We start from the raw sequence: 18,961 nt of genomic DNA, 5'->3' as shown, positions 1-18,961 counted from the left end.
TCCGCGCGACTGCGGCACTGTTCGAACAGATGCCGCACACAGAGAGGCGGAACTGATGCCGGGCCACAAGCCGCGCGACCGCCGCCTCGCGGCTCTAGGGGATCGATGACTGAGTATGGCCGGGGCCAGGAAGGCTCCGAACCGTGGCATCCGCAGGACCCGAATTACGGGGACGGCGGATGGGAAGGGCAGCAGGGCCACGTCGGCCATCAAGCTGCCTACGGCGGCCAGCCGCAGCACTATCCGCAGCAGCCGCAGCAGCCGGAGTACGGCGACTGGGGCAACGGCCAGCAGGCCGATTACGGTCAGGCGCAGCAGCAGTACCAGCAGCAGTACCAGCAGCAGTACGACCCGCAGCAGAGCTACGACCAGCAGCAGTACGCGCCCCAGCAGCACCAGCAGCAGTACGACAACAATGGCTGGGGCACCGGGACGCACACGCACGTCCAGTACCCGGACCCGTCGGACCCGTACGGCCAGCAGGCCGCCGCGTACGGCACCGGGGACCAGCCGGACTACTACGGCACCCCCGACGCCTACCCGCCACCGGAGCCGCCGAGCCGGCGGCGAACCGAGCCGGAACCGCAGCGGGCGGACTGGGACCCGGGCCCCGACCAGGGTGAACACGCCTTCTTCGCGGGCGGCGGTGACGACGAGGACGATGCCGACGACGCCGACGACCAGGGCGGACGCGGCGACCGCAGGGGCCGCGGCGGCAAGAAACCGAAGAAACGGCGCAGTGGCTGCGCGTGCCTGGTGGTCCTGCTGGTGTTCGGCGGCGGGGTCGGTGGCGTGGGTTATTTCGGCTACCAATTCTACAAGGATCGTTTCGCCTCGGCTCCGGACTACGCGGGCGACGGGACGAGCACGACGGTGGCCGTCACCGTCCCTAAGGGTGCCAACGGTTCGGACATGGGGCGGCTGCTCAAGGAAGCGGACGTCGTCAAGAGCGTCGACGCGTTCGTCTCCGCGTTCACCCAGAACAAGGACGCGGGCAAGATCCAGGCCGGCTCCTATCTGCTGAACAAGCAGATGTCCGGTGAGAGCGCCGTGGCGCTGATGCTCGACCCCAAGAGCAAGAACAACCTGATCGTCACCGAAGGCCAGCGCAATTCAAAGGTCTACGCGGCGATCGACAAGCGCCTCGAACTGGCCAAGGGCACCACGGCGAAGGTCGCGAAACAGAAGTACAAGGAGTTCGGGCTGCCCGACTGGGCGCTCGGTCACTCCGATCTGAAGGACCCGCTCGAAGGGTTCCTCTACCCCTCCGCCTACGCGGCCAGCAAGGGACAGAAGCCGGAGACCGTCCTCAAGGAGATGGTCGACCGGGCGAACGACACGTACGAGGAGCTCGGCCTGGAGAAGAAGGCCAAGGGCCTGGGCCTCGACGGTCCCTGGGAGCTGCTCACCGTGGCGAGTCTCGCGCAGGCCGAGGGGACGAGCCACGACGACTTCCGCAAGATGGCCGAGGTCGTCTACAACCGCCTCAAGCCGGGGAACCCCCAGACATACGGTTCGCTGGAGTTCGACTCCACGTACAACTACGTGAAGAACCAGAGCAAGCTCGATCTGACGATCGCCGAGCTGAAGCAGTACAACAACCCGTACAACACGTACTACGTGAAGGGGCTCCCGCCCGGTCCGATCGACAACCCCGGGGAAGAGGCGCTCAGGGGCGCGCTCAACCCGACGGACGACGGCTGGTACTACTTCATTTCGCTGGACGGCAAGACCAGCAAGTTCACCAAGACGCTCGCCGATCACGAGAAGCTCCGCGACCAGTTCAACGCGTCGAGGAACAAGGACTGACGACGGCTGGGCCCCGGGACGGACGTCCGTCCCGGGGCCCAGCCGTTCGGCCGATCCGTCAGCCGCACCAGCCCAGCGGGCTCGTGTACGAGTCGGTGTACGGAGACGAAGAGCTCCACCAGCGGGTCGACCCCATGTACTGCACGCACTTGCCCGCGGCCTTCACACGCCGGGGACCGGCATACGAGTTGTAGTTGCCGGGGTCCGTGAGCCAGCTGCCGCCCTCGACACGGATGCCGACGTTGACGGGGTTGTCGATCTGCTCGCCGGTGACGACGGTGACCGCGCAGTTGTATCCGGTCGAGGAGTTGTAGAGCAGGTAGACGATCGCCTGCGGACCGCCCGTCTCCAGGTACAGGCCCAGCTCGTGGGACGACTGGACGTAGTAGCCCGAACCGCAGACGGTGACGGGGTTGCTCGCCGCCTGCGCCGAGCCCGTGAACGCCAGGGAGATGCCCAGCGCGGCGCAGATCGCCACGACTGCTCTCAGAACGTGTCTCATGGTGGTGTGGGGTGTCCTCACTGACAAAGGATCAAGACGCGAGGGACGATACGATCCGGAAGGGCCGCCAGACAGCGGGTTTCCGGACGCCGAGTGGCGATTTTCGGATAATTGTTCGACTGGGGGCCGACGTCGGGACACGGACCGAATCCGCAGGCGCCTCAGGGCGGATTCGCGAGGCTCAAGGACAGGTTCAATGACAGCTCGGGCCACTGACGCCCGCCGGGCCGCCGTGCTCGGTTCGCCCATCGACCATTCCCTCTCGCCGGTGCTGCACCGCGCCGCGTACGAGGAACTGGGGCTCACACACTGGTCGTACGACCGGTTCGACGTCGATGAGGCAGCGCTGCCCGGGTTCGTCGCGGAACTGGGGCCGGAGTGGGCCGGGCTGTCGCTGACCATGCCGCTGAAGCGGGCCGTCATCCCGCTGCTCGACGAGGTCAGCGAGACCGCCGCCTCGGTCGAGGCGGTCAACACCCTCGTGTTCACCGAGGACGGCCGCCGCGTCGGCGACAACACCGACATCCCCGGGATGGTCGCCGCCCTGCGCGAGCACGGCATCGAGCAGGTGGACTCCGCCGCGATCCTCGGCGCGGGCGCCACCGCGTCCTCCGCGCTGGCCGCACTGGCCCGGGTCTGCACCGGTGAGGTCGTCGTCTACGTCCGCAGCGGGGCCAGGGCCGCCGAGATGCGGCAGTGGGGCGAGCGGCTCGACGTCGAGGTGCGTACCGAGGACTGGAGCGACGCCGCCGAGGCGCTGCACCGCCCCCTGGTGATCGCCACCACCCCGGCCGGCACGACGGACGCCCTCGCCGCCACCGTACCCGAGCGGCCCACCACCCTCTTCGACGTGCTCTACGAGCCGTGGCCCACCGAGCTCGCGGCCCGCTGGTCCATGTTCGGCGGAGCCGTGGTGAGCGGACTCGACCTGCTGGTGCACCAGGCGGTGCTGCAGGTCGAGCAGATGACGGGCTGCGCCCGGGCCCCGCTGGCGGCCATGCGAAAAGCGGGCGAGCACGCGCTGGCCGCCCGCTAGGATCCTCCGGGTTCCGCAGGGGGTGGAACCGGGAGGGGAGTACAGACGTGTCCGCAGGCATGCAGATGGCATCCGGCAAGAGCGAGATATTCGAAGCCGTACTGAAGTTCATGCCCGACTGGGTGCAGATCACGGTGATCGCCCTGGTCGTGCTCGCGGTGCTCGTGTCCTGGGGCGTCAAGCTCAAGCGCAGGATCGACTACCGGCGTGCCGTGCGCAGCGGGCGGCCGGTCCACGCGGCGGCGCAGTACGGGCAGCGCAGCGGCGCCGACTATCTCGGTGCGTACGCGCCCCAGCAGCCGACGGCCCCGCCGCAGCCGGCGCCCGTCCAGCAGAGCGGTGCCGACTTCCTGGGGGCCTACGCGCCGCAGAACCGGCAGGGGAACGGTTCCGTCTGAGCCGTTCCGGTGCGCATCCGTCCGCCTGATGGACCAGCGGCGGGAGGAGCGTGCCGGACATGGGAGGATCGAAGGTGGCGGGCCGGGGCCGCGCACCCGGTCGCGCCATTGCCGTACGCGAGGACGCGTGTACGCAGGGCAGTACGAGGGCGCGAGCACTGAGGAGCACCGTTGAGCAGGTTGCGCTGGCTGACCGCGGGGGAGTCCCACGGCCCCGCACTCGTCGCGACGCTGGAGGGCCTTCCCGCCGGCGTGCCGATCACCACGGAGCTGGTGGCGGACCACCTCGCCCGGCGCCGCCTCGGTTATGGACGCGGCGCGCGGATGAAGTTCGAGCAGGACCAGGTCACCTTCCTCGGTGGCGTCCGGCACGGACTCTCCCTCGGTTCCCCGGTCGCGATCATGGTGGGCAACACCGAGTGGCCCAAGTGGGAACAGGTCATGTCGGCCGACCCCATCGACCCGGAGATCCTCGCCGGTCTCGCCCGCAACGCGCCGCTGACCCGCCCGCGCCCCGGCCACGCCGACCTCGCCGGCATGCAGAAGTACGGCTTCGACGAGGCCCGCCCGATCCTGGAGCGCGCCTCCGCCCGCGAGACCGCGGCGCGGGTGGCGCTGGGCGCGGTGGCCCGGTCGTACCTCAAGGAGACGGCCGGCATCGAGATCGTCAGCCACGTCGTGGAGCTGTGCTCCGTGAAGGCTCCGGCCGGGGTGTACCCGACGCCGGCCGACGTCGAGAAGCTGGACGCCGACCCGCTGCGCTGCCTGGACGCCGACACGTCCAAGGCGATGGTGGCCGAGGTCGACCAGGCTCACAAGGACGGCGACACCCTCGGTGGCGTGGTCGAGATCCTGGCGTACGGCGTCCCGGTGGGCCTCGGCTCGCATGTGCACTGGGACCGCAAGCTGGACGCCCGGCTCGCCGGTGCGCTCATGGGTATCCAGGCCATCAAGGGCGTCGAGCTCGGTGACGGTTTCGAGCTGGCGCGGGTGCCGGGCTCCAAGGCGCACGACGAGATCGTCAACACGCCCGAGGGCATTCGCCGTGTCTCCGGTCGTTCCGGCGGCACCGAGGGCGGTCTGAGCACGGGCGAGCTGCTGCGCGTGCGTGCCGCGATGAAGCCGATCGCGACCGTCCCGCGCGCCCTGCAGACCGTGGACGTCACCACCGGCGAGGCGGCCCAGGCCCACCACCAGCGCTCCGACGTCTCCGCGGTGCCCGCCGCGGGCATCGTCGCCGAGGCCATGGTCGCCCTGGTCCTGGCGGATGCGGTGGCGGAGAAGTTCGGCGGCGACTCGGTGCCCGAGACCCGCCGGAACGTCCGGTCGTACCTCGAGAACCTGGCCATCCGATGACCCGTCCGCAGGTGGTGCTGGTCGGTCCGATGGGCGTGGGCAAGTCCACCGTCGGGCAGCTGCTGGCCGAGCGGCTGGGCGTCGGCTACCGGGACACCGATGACGACATCGTCGCCGAGCAGGGCCGGACCATCGCCGAGATCTTCGTCGACGAGGGCGAGCCGGTCTTCCGGGCGATCGAGAAGGCCGCCGTGCGCACGGCGCTCGCCGAGCACGATGGTGTCCTCGCCCTCGGCGGCGGCTCGATCCTCGACGAGGACACGCGCGCGCTCCTCACCGGGCAGCGGGTCGTCTACCTCTCGATGGACGTCGAGGAGGCGGTCCAGCGCACCGGCCTCAACGCCGCCCGTCCGCTGCTCGCGGTCAACCCGCGCAAGCAGTGGCGCGAGCTGATGGAGGCACGGCGGCACCTGTACGAGGGGATCGCCACGGCGGTCGTCGCCACGGACGGCCGTACCCCCGAAGAAGTCACCCAAGCCGCCCTGGACGCACTGGAGTTGAAGGAAGCATGAGCGAGGCAGCGACGCGGATCCAGGTCGGCGGCACCGCGGGCAGCGAGCCGTACGAGGTCCTGGTGGGCCGTCAACTCCTGGGCGAGCTCGGCGCGTTGATCGGTCCCAAGGCCAAGCGGGTCGCGGTCGTCCACCCTGAGGCGCTCGCCGAAACGGGTGAGGCGCTGCGGGCCGACCTCGCCGAGCAGGGCTTCGAGACGGTCGCCATCCAGGTGCCCAACGCCGAGGAGGCCAAGACCGCAGAGGTCGCCGCCTACTGCTGGAAGGCGCTCGGTCAGTCCAACTTCACCCGCTCCGACGTCGTCGTGGGCGTCGGCGGTGGGTCCACCACCGACCTGGCCGGTTTCGTGGCCGCGACCTGGCTGCGAGGCGTGCGCTGGATCGCGATCCCCACCACCGTCCTGGCGATGGTGGACGCGGCCGTCGGCGGCAAGACCGGCATCAACACCGCCGAGGGCAAGAACCTCGTCGGTGCCTTCCACTCGCCGGCCGGTGTGCTGTGCGACCTGGCCGCGCTGGACTCCCTGCCGGTCAACGACTACGTCTCCGGCCTCGCCGAGATCATCAAGGCCGGTTTCATCGCCGACCCGGTGATCCTGGACCTCATCGAGTCCGACCCCGAGGCCGCGCGCACCCCGGCGGGCCCGCACACGTCCGAGCTGATCGAGCGTGCCATCCGGGTCAAGGCCGAGGTCGTCTCCGCGGACCTGAGGGAGTCGGGGCTGCGGGAGATCCTCAACTACGGTCACACGCTGGCCCACGCCATCGAGAAGAACGAGCGGTACAAGTGGCGGCACGGCGCGGCCGTCGCCGTGGGCATGCACTTCGCGGCCGAACTCGGCCGTGTCGCGGGCCGGTTGGACGACGCCACGGCGGACCGTCACCGCACGGTCCTGGAGTCGGTCGGCCTGCCGCTGCACTACCGCTACGACCAGTGGCCCAAGCTGCTGGAGAACATGAAGGTCGACAAGAAGTCCCGCGGCGACCTGCTGCGCTTCATCGTCCTGGACGGGCTGGGCAAGCCCACCGTCCTGGAGGGCCCCGACCCGGCCGTGCTGCTCGCCGCGTACGGCGAGGTGGGCGAGTAGTCCGCACAGGAGCCATCCGTCCGATTTGCCGTACGGGCACGGGCACTTAGGGCCGTCCCCGGCCGTTCACCAAACGGCGGCCGGGGACGGTACCGTTCGGTAAGGAGCGGGGTTCGTACCCTGCTGCCAGCGCCAATTGCCTGTACGAGACGGAGTGGCACCGGATGCAGCACGCAGTGGGTTCTCCGCTGCCGCCGCCCCACCAGCCGGGGCACGGACCGGCCGTCGGCTGGTCGCCGGCCGCACACCACCCGGGATCCCACCACCCGGGTGCGCACCAGGCTTCCGCCTCGGTGCCCCCGCCGCCCCCGGCACCGGGCTTCGCCCCACAGCCTCCCCACCCGCCGGTCTCTCCGGCCCCGGACACCACCGGCCATGTCCCGCTGCCCCCCGGCGGCCCCGTCGGAGTCCCCCTGACCCCGCCCGCCACGGTCGCGCCCGACCCCGCCGGCACGACCCTCGCGGTGCTGCTGATCGGCCCGGCGGGTGCCGGCAAGACGAGCGTCGCCAAGTACTGGGCGGACCACCGCCGGGTTCCCACCGCCCACATCAGCCTCGACGACGTCCGCGAATGGGTCCGCTCGGGCTTCGCCGACCCCCAGTCCGGCTGGAACGACCACTCCGAGGCCCAGTACCGCCTCGCCCGCCGCACCTGCGGCTTCGCCGCCCGCAACTTCCTCGCCAACGGCATCTCCTGCATCCTCGACGACGCCGTCTTCCCCGACCGCCCGGTCGTGGGCCTCGGCGGCTGGAAGCGGCACGTGGGCCCGGGACTGCTGCCGGTGGTCCTGCTGCCGGGCCTGGAGATCGTCCTGGAACGCAACGCGGAACGCTCCGGCAACCGCCGCCTCACGGACGAGGAGGTCGCCCGCATCCACGGCCGCATGGCGGGCTGGTACGGCTCGGGCTTGCCGATCATCGACAACTCGCAGCTCGACGTCCCCCAGACGGCACGGGTACTGGACGACGTACTCGCCCGGTCCATTGCAAGCCCGCCTAGCTGGTGACACCTAAGGGGCGCGGGGAACTGCGCGACAAGCCCCCACGGACCGTCAGTCGGCATACGACCCATCGCGGCACCCCGTCCCCCGAACGGCACCCTCCCAACCGGCACAAACCAGACACGGCTCCTACGCTCGTGTCATGTCAGAGGTCTACGCGGCCCGCCGCACCAGATTGAAGGAACGCTGCCACGCGGTCGGCAGCACGTCGGCCCTAGTCACGAACCCGGCCAACGTGCGTTACCTGGCGGGCGCGTCCCCGCACGGCGCCGTCCTGCTCCTCGGCAGGACCGAGGACCTGCTGGTGTGCTCCGGCCCGCCGGAGGACCGTCCCGCGGACGGCCGCCCGGACGAGGCGCTGAGGTTGCACACCCTCCCCGGACCCGGAGGCGATCCCGCCGTCGCGGCCGGTGACCTCGCCGCCGCACAGGGCGGCGATTCCCTCGCGGTGGAGGAGCACCATCTCACCGTCGCCCGGCACAGAGCCCTCCGCTCGGTCGTCCCGCGCCTGCGGCTCACCGACCTCGGCGGAGCCGTCGAGCAGCTCCGGATCATCAAGGACGAGGAGGAGATCTCCTGCCTCCGGATCGGCGCGGAGATCGCCGACCAGGCCCTGGGGGAGCTCCTGGAGTCCATCCTCGTCGGCCGCACCGAACGGCACCTGGCGCTGGAACTGGAGCGGCGCCTCGTGGATCACGGCGCCGACGGTCCCGCCTTCCCCACCTCCGTCGCCACCGGCCCGAACTCCGGCCGGGGGGCCCACCGCCCCACCGACCGCCGCGTCGAGGAGGGCGACTTTCTCTCCGTGTGCCTCGGGGCGACGTACCGTGGCTACCGCTGTGAGATCGGCCGTACGTTCGTGATCGGTACGTCGCCGGCCGACTGGCAGATCGAGCTGTACGACCTCGTCTTCGCTGCCCAGCGGGCCGGACGGGAGGCTCTCGCACCCGGCGTGGCCTACCGCGATGTGGACCGTGCGGCACGGCAGGTACTGGACTCCGCGGGGTATGCGGAGGGCCTTCCGGTTCTGACCGGACACGGCGTGGGACTCGAAATCGACGAGGACCCGCAGCTGGCCCCCGCAGCCATGGGTAAACTGGACGCTTGCGTGCCGGTCACCGTCGAACCGGGGGTCCACCTCCCGGGCCGGGGCGGTGTCCGGATCGATGACACGCTCGTCGTACGCCCCGAGGCGGACGGCGGACCCGAGCTACTCACCATTACGACCAAGGAGCTGCTCGCCCTCTAGTCAGGTGCGTGCGCCGGGGTCGTCCACGTCAGTCCAGGAGATTCCGCAACCGTGGCTTCCACGAACGACCTCAAGAACGGCCTTGTGCTCAAGCTAGAAGGCGGCCAGCTCTGGTCCGTCGTCGAGTTCCAGCACGTCAAGCCCGGCAAGGGCCCGGCCTTCGTGCGCACCAAGCTCAAGAACGTGCTGTCCGGCAAGGTCGTCGACAAGACGTTCAACGCCGGCGTCAAGGTCGAGACGGCCACTGTCGACAAGCGCGACATGCAGTTCTCGTACATGGACGGCGAGTACTTCGTCTTCATGGACATGGAGACCTACGACCAGCTGATGATCGACCGCAAGACGGTCGCCGACGCCGCGAACTTCCTCATCGAGGGCTTCACGGCCACCGTGGCGCAGCACGAGGGCGAGGTGCTCTTCGTCGAGCTGCCGGCCGCCGTCGAGCTCGTCGTCCAGGAGACCGAGCCGGGCCTGCAGGGCGACCGCTCCACCGGTGGCACCAAGCCCGCCACCCTGGAGACCGGTCACCAGATCAACGTGCCGCTCTTCATCACCACCGGAGAGAAGATCAAGGTCGACACCCGCACGAGCGACTACCTCGGCCGGGTGAACAGCTAACCGTGGCTGCCCGCAACACGGCTCGCAAGCGCGCCTTCCAGATCCTCTTCGAGGGCGACCAGCGCGGCGTCGATGTCCTGACAGTCCTCGCGGACTGGATCCGGCTGTCCCGGGACGACACCCGGCAGCCGCCGGTCAGCGAGTACACGATGCAGTTGGTCGAGGGCTACGCGGAGCACGCGAAGCGCATCGACGAGCTGATCGCGCAGTACTCGGTCGGCTGGACGCTCGATCGGATGCCGGTCGTGGACCGCAACATCCTGCGTCTCGGCGCGCACGAGCTGATCTGGGTCGACGCGACCCCGGACGCCGTCGTGCTGGACGAGATGGTGCAGCTGGCGAAGGAGTTCTCCACGGACGAGTCGCCGGCGTTCGTGAACGGCCTGCTGGGCCGTTTCAAGGACCTGAAGCCGTCTCTGCGTCGCGACGAGGCGTAGGAGGCCGCCAGGTCGCCAGAGGTACGACATGCCAGAGGGCCCGCAGCGTGACTGCCGCGGGCCCTCTGGCATCCCGCTGCCCCTGAGGCCCCCGAGGGCCGCAGAAAGCCGCCGGGGTGGCCGGAACCATGAAGTTCCGGCCACCCCGGCGGCACGTTTCTGCTGAGGCTGGAAGCGGCTCAGCTCTCCTCGTGGGAGACCGCGCGACGCGCGTCGGCGTCAAGAACGCCCCAGCTGATCAGCTGCTCGGTGAGGACCGAGGGCGACTGGTCGTAGATGACGGCGAGTGTGCGCAGGTCGTCCTGGCGGATCGAGAGCACCTTGCCGTTGTAGTCACCGCGCTGCGACTGGATCGTCGCCGCGTAGCGCTGCAGGGGGCCCGCCTTCTCGGCCGGCACATGGGCCAGCCGCTCCAGGTCCAGGACCAGCTTCGGCGGCGGCTCCGCGGCACCGCCCGGCGTGGTGCCCGGCAGCAGCTCCTGGACGGGTACGCCGTAGAAATCCGCCAACTCGGCGAGACGCTGCACGGTCACGGCACGGTCGCCACGCTCGTACGAACCGACCACGACCGCCTTCCAGCGTCCCTGGGACTTCTCCTCGACACCGTGGAGGGAAAGGCCCTGCTGGGTGCGGATGGCCCGGAGCTTGGCCCCGAGCTGTTTGGCGTATTCGCTGGACATATAGCTCCCCGGACACTGGATCGACGCGACTGGGGTTGTTCCTGCCGCGCGCCTGGTAACTCACTGTGAGGTTACGCAGCGTGACTCTTGTGCGTCAAGCCGAATGGTCCACACCGACCTTTCCGTGCGCGTGCCGGCTGATTGGGCCAAGGGGGTGAACGGGGTGGTCGTCCCGGCCTGCTACCGTGGATGGCGCAATTCCGACGTCCTTTAAGGTCCGTCCCGTGAGGCGGAGAAGGAGGTCCGTTTCATATGGACAACCAGCAGGACAACCAGCAGGACAACCAGCAGGACGCACCGTCCGATGCCCGGCCCGTTCTCGAAGGCCCCGACATCGCACGCGTGTTGACCCGCATCGCCCACGAGATCGTCGAACGCGCCAGGGGCGCCGACGACGTGGTGCTTCTCGGCATCCCGACCCGCGGCGTCTTCCTCGCCCAGCGGCTCGCCGCCAAGCTCGAGGAGATCACCGAGCGCAAGATTCCGGTCGGTTCGCTCGACATCACCATGTACCGGGACGATCTGCGCATGCACCCGCCGCGTGCGCTGGCCCGCACCGAGATTCCCGGTGACGGCATCGACGGGCGCCTCGTCGTCCTCGTCGACGACGTGCTCTTCTCCGGCCGCACCATCCGCGCGGCCCTCGACGCCCTGAACGACATCGGGCGTCCGCGCGCGGTGCAGCTCGCGGTCCTCGTCGACCGCGGCCACCGCGAACTGCCCATCCGCGCCGACTACGTCGGCAAGAACCTCCCCACGTCGTTGCGGGAGACGGTCAAGGTCCTGCTCGCCGAGGAGGACGGTCGCGACACCGTGCTGCTCGGTGCCAAGCAGACCCAGTAGCAAGCCGCAGGCGTACGGCTCTGTCGTACGCGCGCACCGTCTTGCCCGGAATCTCCCGACCTGAACTTCCCTACGGAGCCTGACAGATGCAGCGTCATCTCATCTCGGCCGCCGACCTCACCCGCGACGACGCCGTCCTGATCCTCGACACCGCCGAGGAGATGGCCCGGGTCGCCGACCGGCCGATCAAGAAGCTGCCGACCCTGCGCGGCCGCACGATCGTCAACCTGTTCTTCGAGGACTCCACGCGCACGCGTATCTCCTTCGAAGCCGCGGAGAAGCGCCTCTCCGCGGACGTCATCAACTTCACGGCCAAGGGGTCGAGCGTGTCCAAGGGCGAGTCCCTCAAGGACACCGCCCAGACCCTGGAGGCCATGGGCGTCGACGCCGTCGTCATCCGGCACGGCGCCTCCGGAGCCCCGTACCGGCTCGCCACCTCCGGCTGGATCGACGCCGTCGTGATCAACGCCGGCGACGGCACCCACCAGCACCCCACGCAGGCCCTGTTGGACGCCTTCACCATGCGCCGCCGCCTCATCGGCAGGGACGCCGGCCTCGGCCAGGACCTGTCCGGCAAGCGCATCACGCTCGTCGGCGACGTCCTGCACAGCCGGGTCGCCCGCTCCAACGTCGACCTGCTGCACACCCTCGGAGCCGAGGTCACCCTCGTCGCCCCGCCCACCCTGGTGCCGGTCGGCGTCGGGTCCTGGCCGTGCGAGGTGTCATACGACTTGGACAGCACGCTCTCCAAGTCCGACGCGGTCATGATGCTGCGCGTGCAGCGCGAGCGGATGAACGCCGCGTTCTTCCCTACCGAGCGCGAGTACTCGCGGCGCTACGGCCTCGACGGCGAGCGCATGGCGAAGATGCCCGAGCACGCCATCGTGATGCACCCCGGGCCGATGGTCCGCGGCATGGAGATCACCGCCGAGGTCGCCGACTCCGACCGCTGCACCGTCGTGGAGCAGGTCGCAAACGGAGTCTCCATCCGGATGGCCGTTCTGTATCTGCTGCTCGGTGGAAACGAGCCTGCCGTCAGCCACACCCGTATCGAGGAGAAGTAAGTCACATGAGCAAGATCCTGATCCGTGGTGCGAAGGTGCTCGGCGGCGAGCCGCAGGACGTCCTGATCGACGCCGGCGTCATCGCCGAGGTGGGCGTCGGTCTGTCGGACGAGGGCGCCGAAGTCGTCGAGGCGGGCGGCAAGGTCCTTCTCCCGGGCCTCGTCGACCTGCACACCCATCTGCGCGAGCCCGGCCGCGAGGACTCCGAGACCGTCCTGACCGGCACGCGCGCGGCGGCCTCCGGTGGCTACACGGCCGTCTTCGCCATGGCCAACACCTTCCCGGTCGCCGACACCGCCGGTGTGGTCGAGCAGGTCTACCGGCTCGGCCAGGAGCACGGGTACTGCGATGTGCAGCCCATCGGCGCCGTCACCGTCGGCCTGGAGGGCCGCAAGCTCGCCGAGCTGGGGGCCATGCACGAGTCGGCGGCCGGTGTGACCGTGTTCTCCGACGACGGCAAGTGCGTCGACGACGCGGTGATCATGCGCCGGGCGCTGGAGTACGTGAAGGCCTTCGGCGGGGTCGTAGCCCAGCACGCCCAGGAGCCGCGGCTGACCGAGGGCGCCCAGATGAACGAGGGCGTCGTCTCGGCCGAGCTGGGTCTCGGCGGCTGGCCCGCGGTGGCCGAAGAATCGATCATCGCCCGGGATGTCCTGCTCGCCGAGCACGTCGGTTCCCGCGTCCACATCTGCCACCTGTCGACCGCCGGCTCCGTCGAGATCGTCCGCTGGGCCAAGTCCCGCGGCATCGACGTCACCGCCGAGGTCACCCCGCACCACCTGCTCCTCACCGACGAGCTGGTGCGCAGCTACAACCCGGTCTACAAGGTCAACCCGCCGCTGCGCACCGAGCGCGACGTGTTCGCCCTGCGCGAGGCGCTGGCCGACGGCACGATCGACATCGTCGCCACCGACCACGCCCCGCACCCCCACGAGGACAAGGACTGCGAGTGGGCCGCGGCCGCCATGGGGATGGTCGGCCTGGAGACCGCGTTGTCAGTGGTGCAGGAGACCATGGTGGACACCGGGCTCCTCACCTGGGCCGGGGTCGCCGACCGCATGTCCTTCAAGCCCGCACAGATCGGGCAGGCCGCCGGGCACGGCCGCCCCGTCTCGGCAGGTGAGCCCGCCAACCTCACGCTCGTCGACACGGAATACCGTGGGGACGTGGACCCCGCGGGCTTCGCCTCGCGCAGCCGGAACACCCCCTACGAGGGGCGTGAGCTGCCGGGCCGTGTGACGCACACCTGGCTGCGGGGCAAGGCCACGCTCGTCGACGGGAAGCTCACGTGACACCTGTAATCCTGCTGGCCGCCGAGCAGAAATCGGCTGAGGTCACCGACTGGGCCGCCCGTGCCGGGTGGCTCGTCGGACTCGCGCTGTTCGTCGCGCTCATCTACTGGCTGATGCGCGAGGGCTGGAAGTGGCGCGGCACGCTCCAGGGCGACCTGCCCGAGCTGCCCAGCGCGCCCTCCGAGCCCGGTGCGGCCAGACTGACGATGAGCGGCCGCTACCACGGCTCCACCACCGCCGGGCAGTGGCTCGACCGCATCGTGGCGCACGGCCTCGGCACCCGCAGCCGGGTCGAGCTCACGCTGACGGACGCGGGACTGGACGTCGTACGCCCCGGCGCGGCCGACTTCTTCGTCCCGGTCGGCGCACTGCACGAGGCCGTGCTCGGCAAGGGCATCGCAGGCAAGGTCCTCACCGAGGGCGGGCTGCTGATCGTGACCTGGGAGCACGGCGACCGGCTGATCGACTCCGGCTTCCGCTCCGACCGGGCGGCCGAGCACAACGAGTGGGTCGACGCCATTAACTCCATGATCAACAAGACGGAAACGGAAGGCGCACGATGACGACCTCCACGAAGGGGAACGCCTCGCAGAGGAAAGAGGTGTCTCCCGCGGTACTCGTCCTGGAGGACGGCCGGATCTTCCGCGGCCGTGCCTACGGGGCCGTGGGGGAGACCTTCGGCGAGGCGGTGTTCTCCACCGGCATGACCGGCTACCAGGAAACCCTCACCGACCCGTCGTACCACCGCCAGGTCGTCGTGATGACCGCCCCGCACGTCGGCAACACCGGCGTCAACGACGAGGACGCCGAGTCGCAGCGGATCTGGGTCGCCGGCTACGTCGTGCGCGACCCCGCGCGCGTGCCCTCCAACTGGCGCTCGCGCCGCTCCCTGGACGAGGAGCTCACCCGGCAGGGCGTCGTCGGGATCTCCGGCATCGACACGCGCGCGTTGACACGCCACCTGCGTGAGCGCGGCGCCATGCGCGTCGGCATCTTCTCCGGCAACGCGCTGCCCGACGACGCCACCATGCTCGCCGAGGTCCGCCAGGCCCCCGAGATGAAGGGCGCGAACCTCTCCGCCGAGGTCGCCACCAAGGAGACGTACGTCGTCCCCGCGATCGGCGAGAAGAAGTTCACCGTCGCCGCCGTCGACCTCGGCATCAAGGGCATGACCCCGCACCGCATGGCCGAGCGCGGCATCGAGGTGCATGTGCTGCCCGCCACGGCGACCGTCGAGGACGTGTACGCCGTGAACCCCGACGGCGTGTTCTTCTCCAACGGCCCCGGCGACCCGGCCACCGCCGACCACCCGGTCTCCGTCATGCAGGCGGTCCTGGAGCGCAGGACGCCGCTCTTCGGCATCTGCTTCGGCAACCAGATCCTGGGCCGCGCCCTCGGCTTCGGCACCTACAAGCTGAAGTACGGCCACCGCGGCATCAACCAGCCGGTGCAGGACCGTACGACCGGCAAGGTCGAGGTCACGGCGCACAACCACGGCTTCGCCGTCGACGCCCCGCTCGACAAGGTGTCCGACACCCCCTACGGCCGCGCCGAGGTCTCCCACGTCTGCCTCAACGACAACGTGGTGGAGGGCCTCCAGCTGCTCGACCAGCCGGCCTTCAGCGTCCAGTACCACCCCGAAGCGGCCGCGGGCCCGCACGACGCCGCCTACCTGTTCGACCGCTTCGTATCTCTGTTGGAGGGCCAGCGTGCCTAAGCGCACCGATATCCAGTCCGTCCTGGTCATCGGCTCCGGCCCGATCGTCATCGGCCAGGCCGCCGAGTTCGACTACTCCGGCACCCAGGCGTGCCGCATCCTGCGCGCCGAGGGCATCAGGGTCATCCTGGTCAACTCCAACCCGGCGACGATCATGACCGACCCGGAGATCGCCGACGCCACCTACGTCGAGCCGATCACCCCGGAGTTCGTCGAGAAGATCATCGCCAAGGAGCGCCCCGACGCCCTGCTGCCCACCCTGGGCGGTCAGACGGCCCTCAACACGGCGATCTCGCTGCACGAGTCCGGGACGCTGGAGAAGTACGGCGTCGAGCTGATCGGCGCCAACGTCGAGGCCATCAACAAGGGAGAGGACCGCGACCTCTTCAAGGGCGTCGTCGAAGCGGTGAACGCGAAGATCGGGCACGGCGAGTCCGCCCGCTCGGTCATCTGCCACTCCATGGACGACGTCCTCAAGGGCGTCGAGACGCTCGGCGGCTACCCGGTCGTCGTCCGCCCGTCCTTCACCATGGGGGGCGCCGGCTCCGGCTTCGCCCACGACGAGGAGGAGCTGCGCCGCATCGCGGGCCAGGGCCTCACGCTCTCCCCGACCACCGAGGTGCTCCTGGAGGAGTCCATCCTCGGCTGGAAGGAGTACGAGCTGGAGCTGATGCGCGACAAGAACGACAACGTCGTGGTCGTCTGCTCCATCGAGAACTTCGACCCCATGGGCGTCCACACCGGCGACTCGATCACCGTCGCGCCCGCGATGACGCTGACCGACCGCGAGTACCAGCGCCTTCGTGACGTCGGAATCGCGATCATCCGCGAGGTCGGCGTCGACACCGGCGGCTGCAACATCCAGTTCGCGATCGACCCGGTCGACGGCCGCGTGATCGTCATCGAGATGAACCCGCGCGTGTCGCGCTCCTCGGCCCTCGCCTCCAAGGCGACCGGCTTCCCGATCGCCAAGATCGCGGCCAAGCTCGCCGTCGGCTACACCCTCGACGAGATCCCCAACGACATCACGCAGGAGACCCCGGCCTCCTTCGAGCCGACGCTCGACTACGTGGTCGTGAAGGCCCCGCGCTTCGCCTTCGAGAAGTTCCCGCAGGCCGACTCCACGCTGACCACCACGATGAAGTCGGTCGGCGAGGCCATGGCCATCGGCCGCAACTTCACCGAGGCCTTCCAGAAGGCGCTGCGCTCGCTGGAGAAGAAGGGCAGCCAGTTCACCTTCGTCGGCGAGCCCGGCGACAAGGAGGCGCTGCTCACGGAGGCCGTCCGTCCCACCGACGGTCGGATCAACACCGTCATGCAGGCCATCCGCGCGGGCGCCACGCCGGAGGAGATCTTCGAGTACACGAAGATCGACCCCTGGTTCGTCGACCAGCTCTTCCTCATCAAGGAGATCGCCGACGAGCTCGCCCAGGCGCCGAAGCTGGACCCCGACCTGCTGGCCGAAGCCAAGCGGCACGGCTTCTCCGACCAGCAGATCGGCGAGATCCGCGGCCTGCGCGAGGACGTCGTCCGTGAGGTCCGGCACGCGCTCGGCATCCGCCCGGTCTACAAGACGGTCGACACCTGCGCCGCCGAGTTCGCCGCGAAGACGCCGTACTTCTACTCCTCCTACGACGAGGAGACGGAGGTCGCCCCCCGCGAGAAGCCGGCCGTCATCATCCTCGGCTCCGGCCCCAACCGCATCGGCCAGGGCATCGAGTTCGACTACTCCTGCGTCCACGCCTCCTTCGCGCTGAGCGAGGCCGGGTACGAGACCGTGATGGTCAACTGCAACCCCGAGACCGTCTCCACGGACTACGACACCTCCGACCGCCTGTACTTCGAGCCGCTGACGCTGGAAGACGTGCTGGAGATCGTCCACGCGGAGTCCCTCGCGGGCCCGATCGCCGGTGTCGTCGTCCAGCTGGGCGGCCAGACCCCGCTGGGCCTGGCCCAGGCGCTGAAGGACAACGGCGTCCCGATCGTCGGCACCCCGCCGGAGGCCATCCACGCCGCCGAGGACCGCGGAGCCTTCGGCCGCGTGCTCGCCGAGGCGGGCCTCCCTGCCCCCAAGCACGGCACTGCCACCACCTTCGCCGAGGCCAAGGCCATCGCTGACGAGATCGGCTACCCGGTCCTGGTGCGGCCGTCGTACGTCCTCGGCGGACGCGGCATGGAGATCGTCTACGACGAGACCCGCCTCGCGTCCTACATCGCCGAGTCGACCGAGATCAGCCCCTCCCGGCCGGTCCTGGTCGACCGCTTCCTCGACGACGCCATCGAGATCGACGTCGACGCCCTCTACGACGGCGAGGAGCTCTACCTCGGCGGCGTCATGGAGCACATCGAGGAGGCCGGCATCCACTCCGGCGACTCGGCGTGCGCGCTGCCCCCGATCACCCTGGGCGGCTTCGACATCAAGCGCCTGCGGGCCTCCACCGAGGCGATCGCCAAGGGTGTGGGCGTCCGCGGCCTGATCAACATCCAGTTCGCGATGGCCGGCGACATCCTCTACGTCCTGGAGGCCAACCCGCGCGCGTCCCGCACCGTCCCCTTCACCTCGAAGGCGACCGCGGTACCGCTGGCCAAGGCCGCCGCCCGGATCTCGCTCGGCGCGACCGTCGCCGAACTGCGGGCCGAGGGGCTGCTTCCGGCCAACGGCGACGGCGGCGAGCTGCCGTTCGACGCGCCGATCTCCGTCAAGGAGGCCGTCATGCCGTGGTCGCGCTTCCGCGACATCCACGGACGCGGCGTCGACACCGTCCTCGGCCCGGAGATGCGCTCCACCGGCGAGGTCATGGGCATCGACTCCGTCTTCGGCACGGCATACGCCAAGTCGCAGGCCGGTGCGTACGGCCCGCTGCCCACCAAGGGCCGCGCGTTCATCTCGGTCGCCAACCGCGACAAGCGCTCGATGATCTTCCCGGCCCGCGAGCTGGTCGCCCACGGCTTCGAGCTGCTCGCCACCTCCGGCACCGCCGAGGTCCTCAAGCGCAACGGCATCAACGCCAGGATCGTGCGCAAGCAGTCCGAGGGCACCGGCCCGAACGGCGAGAAGACCATCGTCCAGCTCATCCACGACGGCGAGGTCGACCTCATCGTCAACACCCCGTACGGCACCGGTGGCCGCCTCGACGGCTACGAGATCCGTACGGCGGCCGTGGCCCGGTCGGTCCCGTGTCTGACGACGGTCCAGGCGCTCGCCGCCGCCGTCCAGGGCATCGACGCCCTCAACCACGGTGACGTGGGCGTCCGCTCACTGCAGGAACACGCGGAACACCTGACCGCCGCCCGCGACTAGCAGCCCTGAGGGGGACACCGGAAACGGTGTCCCCCTCTTCATGAGGTCACCTGACTTC

Annotated in this window: 18 protein-coding genes; 16 read left to right on the top strand and 2 right to left on the bottom strand. The window is 69.8% G+C overall.

Annotated features, from left to right (window positions below; genetic code table 11):
• Nucleotides 1-105: 105 nt before the first annotated feature.
• Complete coding sequence (gene mltG, locus TN53_RS20710) at nucleotides 106-1,809, top strand: endolytic transglycosylase MltG (RefSeq protein ID WP_046260064.1); 1,704 nt, start codon at nucleotides 106-108, stop codon at nucleotides 1,807-1,809.
• A gap of 58 nt (nucleotides 1,810-1,867) precedes the next feature.
• Here the strand turns inward: mltG and TN53_RS20705 are convergent, their stop codons facing one another.
• A complete protein-coding gene (locus tag TN53_RS20705; RefSeq protein WP_046260063.1) occupies nucleotides 1,868-2,311 on the bottom strand; it encodes a hypothetical protein in 444 nt (147 codons plus the stop codon).
• A 196-nt stretch (nucleotides 2,312-2,507) separates the two neighbouring features.
• Here TN53_RS20705 and TN53_RS20700 point away from each other — a divergent pair, with 196 nt between their 5' ends.
• The 9 genes from TN53_RS20700 (at nucleotide 2,508) to nusB (ending at nucleotide 10,006) form a co-directional block, all read left to right on the top strand.
• The gene (locus TN53_RS20700; protein ID WP_046260062.1) at nucleotides 2,508-3,347 is read left to right on the top strand and encodes a shikimate dehydrogenase; all 840 of its coding nucleotides are present in this window, start codon (nucleotides 2,508-2,510) and stop codon (nucleotides 3,345-3,347) included.
• A 47-nt stretch (nucleotides 3,348-3,394) separates the two neighbouring features.
• Nucleotides 3,395-3,745: a hypothetical protein gene (locus TN53_RS20695; RefSeq protein WP_095046617.1), complete on the top strand. Its 351-nt coding sequence runs from the start codon at nucleotides 3,395-3,397 to the stop codon at nucleotides 3,743-3,745.
• A 171-nt stretch (nucleotides 3,746-3,916) separates the two neighbouring features.
• The gene (gene aroC / locus TN53_RS20690) at nucleotides 3,917-5,101 is read left to right on the top strand and encodes a chorismate synthase (protein ID WP_046260060.1); all 1,185 of its coding nucleotides are present in this window, start codon (nucleotides 3,917-3,919) and stop codon (nucleotides 5,099-5,101) included.
• The gene (locus tag TN53_RS20685; protein WP_046260059.1) at nucleotides 5,098-5,613 is read left to right on the top strand and encodes a shikimate kinase; all 516 of its coding nucleotides are present in this window, start codon (nucleotides 5,098-5,100) and stop codon (nucleotides 5,611-5,613) included. Before aroC ends, TN53_RS20685 begins: the two co-directional genes overlap by 4 nt.
• Nucleotides 5,610-6,701, top strand: a complete 1,092-nt coding sequence (aroB, locus tag TN53_RS20680; protein WP_046260058.1) for a 3-dehydroquinate synthase — start codon at nucleotides 5,610-5,612, stop codon at nucleotides 6,699-6,701. The genes TN53_RS20685 and aroB overlap by 4 nt, the downstream gene beginning before the upstream one ends.
• A gap of 164 nt (nucleotides 6,702-6,865) precedes the next feature.
• Nucleotides 6,866-7,708 (top strand): Pro-rich N-terminal domain-containing protein, encoded by an 843-nt coding sequence (locus TN53_RS20675; RefSeq protein WP_046260057.1) that lies wholly within the window; start codon nucleotides 6,866-6,868, stop codon nucleotides 7,706-7,708.
• A gap of 136 nt (nucleotides 7,709-7,844) precedes the next feature.
• On the top strand, nucleotides 7,845-8,951 hold the full coding sequence (locus tag TN53_RS20670) for an aminopeptidase P family protein (protein WP_046260056.1): 1,107 nt from the start codon (nucleotides 7,845-7,847) through the stop codon (nucleotides 8,949-8,951).
• 51 nt (nucleotides 8,952-9,002) lie between these two features.
• Nucleotides 9,003-9,569 (top strand): elongation factor P, encoded by a 567-nt coding sequence (gene efp, locus TN53_RS20665; protein ID WP_046260055.1) that lies wholly within the window; start codon nucleotides 9,003-9,005, stop codon nucleotides 9,567-9,569.
• Nucleotides 9,570-9,571: 2 nt separating this feature from the next.
• Complete coding sequence (gene nusB / locus TN53_RS20660) at nucleotides 9,572-10,006, top strand: transcription antitermination factor NusB (RefSeq protein WP_046260054.1); 435 nt, start codon at nucleotides 9,572-9,574, stop codon at nucleotides 10,004-10,006.
• A 179-nt stretch (nucleotides 10,007-10,185) separates the two neighbouring features.
• Here nusB and bldD read toward each other — a convergent pair whose 3' ends face one another.
• Nucleotides 10,186-10,686: a transcriptional regulator BldD gene (gene bldD / locus TN53_RS20655; protein WP_003956405.1), complete on the bottom strand. Its 501-nt coding sequence runs from the start codon at nucleotides 10,684-10,686 to the stop codon at nucleotides 10,186-10,188.
• Nucleotides 10,687-10,938: 252 nt separating this feature from the next.
• On the opposite strand from bldD, the gene pyrR reads away from it, so the two are divergent.
• The 6 genes from pyrR (at nucleotide 10,939) to carB (ending at nucleotide 18,903) form a co-directional block, all read left to right on the top strand.
• Nucleotides 10,939-11,529, top strand: coding sequence for a bifunctional pyr operon transcriptional regulator/uracil phosphoribosyltransferase PyrR (pyrR, locus tag TN53_RS20650; RefSeq protein ID WP_046260053.1), 591 nt, complete (start codon nucleotides 10,939-10,941; stop codon nucleotides 11,527-11,529).
• A gap of 86 nt (nucleotides 11,530-11,615) precedes the next feature.
• Nucleotides 11,616-12,593, top strand: coding sequence for an aspartate carbamoyltransferase catalytic subunit (locus TN53_RS20645; RefSeq protein ID WP_046260052.1), 978 nt, complete (start codon nucleotides 11,616-11,618; stop codon nucleotides 12,591-12,593).
• A gap of 5 nt (nucleotides 12,594-12,598) precedes the next feature.
• A complete protein-coding gene (locus tag TN53_RS20640; RefSeq protein ID WP_046260051.1) occupies nucleotides 12,599-13,885 on the top strand; it encodes a dihydroorotase in 1,287 nt (428 codons plus the stop codon).
• The gene (locus TN53_RS20635; RefSeq protein ID WP_046260050.1) at nucleotides 13,882-14,448 is read left to right on the top strand and encodes a hypothetical protein; all 567 of its coding nucleotides are present in this window, start codon (nucleotides 13,882-13,884) and stop codon (nucleotides 14,446-14,448) included. The genes TN53_RS20640 and TN53_RS20635 overlap by 4 nt, the downstream gene beginning before the upstream one ends.
• A complete protein-coding gene (gene carA / locus TN53_RS20630) occupies nucleotides 14,445-15,602 on the top strand; it encodes a glutamine-hydrolyzing carbamoyl-phosphate synthase small subunit (protein WP_046260049.1) in 1,158 nt (385 codons plus the stop codon). The genes TN53_RS20635 and carA overlap by 4 nt, the downstream gene beginning before the upstream one ends.
• The gene (gene carB / locus TN53_RS20625; protein WP_046260048.1) at nucleotides 15,595-18,903 is read left to right on the top strand and encodes a carbamoyl-phosphate synthase large subunit; all 3,309 of its coding nucleotides are present in this window, start codon (nucleotides 15,595-15,597) and stop codon (nucleotides 18,901-18,903) included. The genes carA and carB overlap by 8 nt, the downstream gene beginning before the upstream one ends.
• Nucleotides 18,904-18,961: the final 58 nt, after the last annotated feature.

The organism is Streptomyces sp. WM6386, from assembly GCF_000972385.1.
In the GTDB taxonomy this organism is placed as follows: domain Bacteria; phylum Actinomycetota; class Actinomycetes; order Streptomycetales; family Streptomycetaceae; genus Streptomyces.
Note: the sequence above shows the minus strand (reverse complement) of the source record. Positions and strands in the feature narration are given on the sequence as shown.